Source organism: Bacillus sp. P14.5, assembly GCF_003316765.1.
Taxonomy (GTDB): domain Bacteria; phylum Bacillota; class Bacilli; order Bacillales; family Bacillaceae_B; genus Rossellomorea.
The window spans coordinates 1-3,697 of record NZ_NIJF01000051.1; the positions used below are offsets into that span (position 1 = coordinate 1).

4 protein-coding genes and 1 pseudogene are annotated in these 3,697 nt (G+C 52.1%); 4 read left to right on the forward strand and 1 reads right to left on the reverse strand.

The genetic code is table 11. The features are described from left to right. The coding region (locus B9Z54_RS06445) for a helix-turn-helix domain-containing protein (protein ID WP_162785115.1) at positions 1–269 on the forward strand (269 nt) is incomplete at its 5' end. Here the strand turns inward: B9Z54_RS06445 and B9Z54_RS06450 are convergent. After that, a complete protein-coding gene (locus tag B9Z54_RS06450) occupies positions 270–782 on the reverse strand; it encodes a hypothetical protein (RefSeq protein WP_113927647.1) in 513 nt (170 codons plus the stop codon). A 222-nt stretch (positions 783–1,004) separates the two neighbouring features. Between B9Z54_RS06450 and B9Z54_RS26630 the strand changes: the two are divergent. From B9Z54_RS26630 to B9Z54_RS06465, 3 genes and pseudogenes are all read left to right on the forward strand, one after another. Then, a pseudogene (locus tag B9Z54_RS26630) lies at positions 1,005–2,322 on the forward strand (MFS transporter). Positions 2,323–2,385: 63 nt separating this feature from the next. After that, a complete protein-coding gene (gene moaA / locus B9Z54_RS06460) occupies positions 2,386–3,393 on the forward strand; it encodes a GTP 3',8-cyclase MoaA (protein WP_113927648.1) in 1,008 nt (335 codons plus the stop codon). 2 nt (positions 3,394–3,395) lie between these two features. Beyond that, entirely contained in the window at positions 3,396–3,692 is a 297-nt protein-coding gene (locus tag B9Z54_RS06465; RefSeq protein WP_240189827.1) for a MogA/MoaB family molybdenum cofactor biosynthesis protein, read from the forward strand. Positions 3,693–3,697: the final 5 nt, after the last annotated feature.

Sequence of the window (3,697 nt, forward strand, 5' to 3'; positions counted from 1 at the left end):
GGGCCCTCTATTCCACGTTGATTCGCATGGCGAACAGCTATGGCGTTGAAGTCGAAGACGGGATTCTCATCGATTTAAAATTGAAAAACCAAGAGCTCGCCAACTATTGCGGGACATCGCGTGAACGCGTGAACCGTATGCTGAACGAGCTCGCCCAAGAGGGGATCATTTCGCTCCCGTCCCGTCAAATCATTATTCATGATCTCGATCGGTTGAAACTGCTCAACCATTGTGAAGACTGTCCAATCTCGGTGTGTGTCATCGATTGATCACATCACGGCGGCGAGCGATAGCTCGCCTTCAAAATGCTCTAACCCATCGGCCTCGATTGTACAGGCCGATACATAAAAGGCCCCATCTTTCACCAATTCGTAAGACCGGAGTACGCCTTCGGCCAGTTTGACCCCACTGGCGCGGACCTCGACGACGACGCCTTCCATCGAGCGGACACGCGCGGCGGATAAGAAGTCGAGCCATCGTTTGAAATGGCGATAGACGGTGACCGTCGTCTCGTCTCCTAAATAGCCGATCACTGCTCGCGTATCATCGATTGTCACGTCGTGATGTGTCGTGATTCGTTCAAGCAAGTTATGCAACGCCTCTAGTTCTTCTAGCGGACTTTCAAGTGGGAACGTGATATCGAGCCCCGTCTCCGTGAACGCCGCTTCGGCGATCGCGACACCAAAGACACGGAACACGTGAGCCCCGTCTTGACTGAAGAAATATGGTTGTAGCGCCAAGCGAGCTTCGGGCGCACAGTGGATTTGAATAAGATGTGACAAATTAATCCCTCCTCTATTCCTTATCGTAAGGAATAGAGGAGGGTTTTTCTGTGTTCAATGTCACAGAAACAAAAGATAGGCGATTTTGTCACAGATTGATGACAAGGCGATAAAAACTACGAAGATGCGAAATAAGTGTGAAAGAAGGCACACTTTTTTAAGGAGGCGGTCGATAGGATGAGATTAGGATACGAATTGAACCGTTATGAGGAGGAATAGACTATGCAACAATTAGACAAAGGGTCACACGCACTAGCCGAGTGGAAACCAGAGGACGTGGGATTTTGGGAAGGGACGGGAAAACAAGTCGCCAATCGGAACTTGCTCGTCTCGGTCCCGGCACTGACGCTTGCATTCATCGTCTGGCAAATGTGGTCGGTCGCGGCCGTGCAATTGAATTCAATCGGGTTTAGCTTTACGCAAGGTCAGTTGTTCACACTGGCCGCCCTACCTGGACTCGTCGGGGCGACGCTGCGCTTTTTCTATACGTTCGCGAACAGTATCTTCGGGGGACGGAACTGGACGATCTTCTCGACATCGATTCTGTTATTGCCGCTCCTCGGCATCGCCTATGCCGTTCAAAACGTCAATACGCCGTATTGGGTGTTCATGATTTTGGCCGCTCTGTGCGGCCTCGGCGGCGGAAACTTCTCGTCATCAAACGCCAATATCGGTGCGTTTTATCCGAAAGCGAAAAAAGGGACGGCGCTCGGGATTAACGGAGGCATCGGTAACTTAGGCGTTTCGCTCGTCCAATTGATCACACCGCTCGTCATCACGACAAGCATTTTCGGATTTATTGGCGGCAACGCTCTCGTGACAGAGACGGGACAAGAGATTTGGCTACAAAACGCTGCTCTTCTCTGGGTCGTGCCGGCAATCGTGCTGACGGTTTGTGCATATTTGTTTATGGATAACTTACCGACCGCACGTCAATCGCTTCGTGAACAAGCGAGCGTATTTAAAGACAAGCATTTTTGGATTCAAACGTTGCTCTATACGGCAGCGTTCGGTTCTTTCATCGGTTACGCCGCAGCATTCCCCGATGATCTTGAAGTTAAAGTTTCCTGAATCGGACTTGATGGCACTGGCGTTCCTTGGTGCGTTCCTTGGAGCCTCTTCGCGTCCGTTCGGAGGCTGGATTAGTGACAAGGTCGGAGCGGCCAAAGTGACGTTAATCGTGTTCGGTGTCATGGCCCTCGGTACGATGAGCGTGATCATGGCCATTACGAACAACAACTTGACGATGTTTTTCATTTCGTTTGTCGTCCTGTTTATCGCAACAGGACTCAACTCCGGAGCGACGTTCGCGATGATTCCTCACGTATTCGTGGCGACGAAGACACCGGCCGTCGTCGGATTCTCGGCAGCATTCGCCGCTTACGGTGCATTCTTCATTCCGAAGATGTTCGGCTGGTCGCTTGAACTCGTCGGTTCGTTCAACGGTGCCTTGTTCGTCATGCTCGGTCTTTATGCGATTTCGATTGCCACCACAATTTATTATTACTTGCGCAGCGGAGCGGAGAAGCCGATTCGCTGACAATCCGAGACAGGGACTGTGAAAGTCCCTGCTGTCGTTGATAGATAGAAAGGATGAACCAATATGACCCCATGGACCGATCGGCGGAGACGACCGTTGGAAGACTTGCGTATCTCAGTCATTGATAAATGCAACTTCCGTTGCCGTTACTGTATGCCGGAAGAGGCGTTTCGCCACCACCAATTTTTAAAACGACATGAATTGCTATCGTTTGACGAGATTGAGCGCTTCGTTCGCATCATTGCCCCGCATGGCGTGAAAAAAGTACGCTTGACCGGCGGCGAACCGCTGCTTAGACCAAATCTCGATGAACTGATTCGCCGTCTTCGTGCGGTCACGACCATCGAGACGATTGGGTTGACGACGAATGGCGTCTATTTAGAACGGACGGCGAAAGCGTTGAAGCAAGCCGGGCTTGACCGGGTCAACGTCAGTTTAGATGCCTTATCGGCTGAGACGTTCGGGATGATGAACGGACGCGGGACATCCCCAGAGACGGTGTTACGAGGCATCGATGAGGCGAAACGACAAGGGCTCGAGGTGAAAGTGAACATGGTCGTCCGGAAAGGTTGGAACGATCATGAAGTCGCTCCGATGGCCGCCTATTTCAAAGAACGGAACATCACGCTCCGGTATATCGAGTTCATGGATGTCGGCACAGCGAATGAATGGAACGTCGAGCATGTCGTGTCGTCTGAATCGATTCTCGACGTGCTACGGCAGGAAAATGGCTTGCTTGAACCACTCGCTCCCGAGGCACTTGGAGAAGTCGCAAAACGTTATCGCTACGGCGACGGAGCGGAAGTCGGATTCATCTCTTCGGTCAGCCAACCGTTCTGTGGGACGTGCACGCGAGGCCGCCTATCGAGCGATGGCAAATGGTACACGTGCCTGTTCGCGGAAGACGGGACGGATATTCGCGAGTTGCTCCGTAGCGGGGCGAGCGATAACCTCATCGCCATGACGCTAAAAATGGTATGGGAAGTGCGCGACGACAGGTACTCGGAAGAACGGTCACGAAGTGGGAACCGGACACGCAACCGGATTGAAATGAGTTACATCGGAGGGTGAAGATGATGCAAGTACACAATCACGTACATCAAAACACGAAGCGGGTCCGGGCCGCGATTTTAACGATTTCGGACACGCGTACACTCGATACGGACGTATCGGGTGAACATATTTGTACGCTGTTAAAAGAAGAGGCGCATACGGTCACGTACCGTGAGATCACGAAAGATGATCCGGATGAGATTGAGGCGGCCGTCAGACGAATGGTCGATGAGAAGATGGACGTCATCTTGACGACCGGGGGGACAGGGAATCACGAAGCGGGACGTCACCATCGAGACGATTCGACCATTGCTTGATCGGG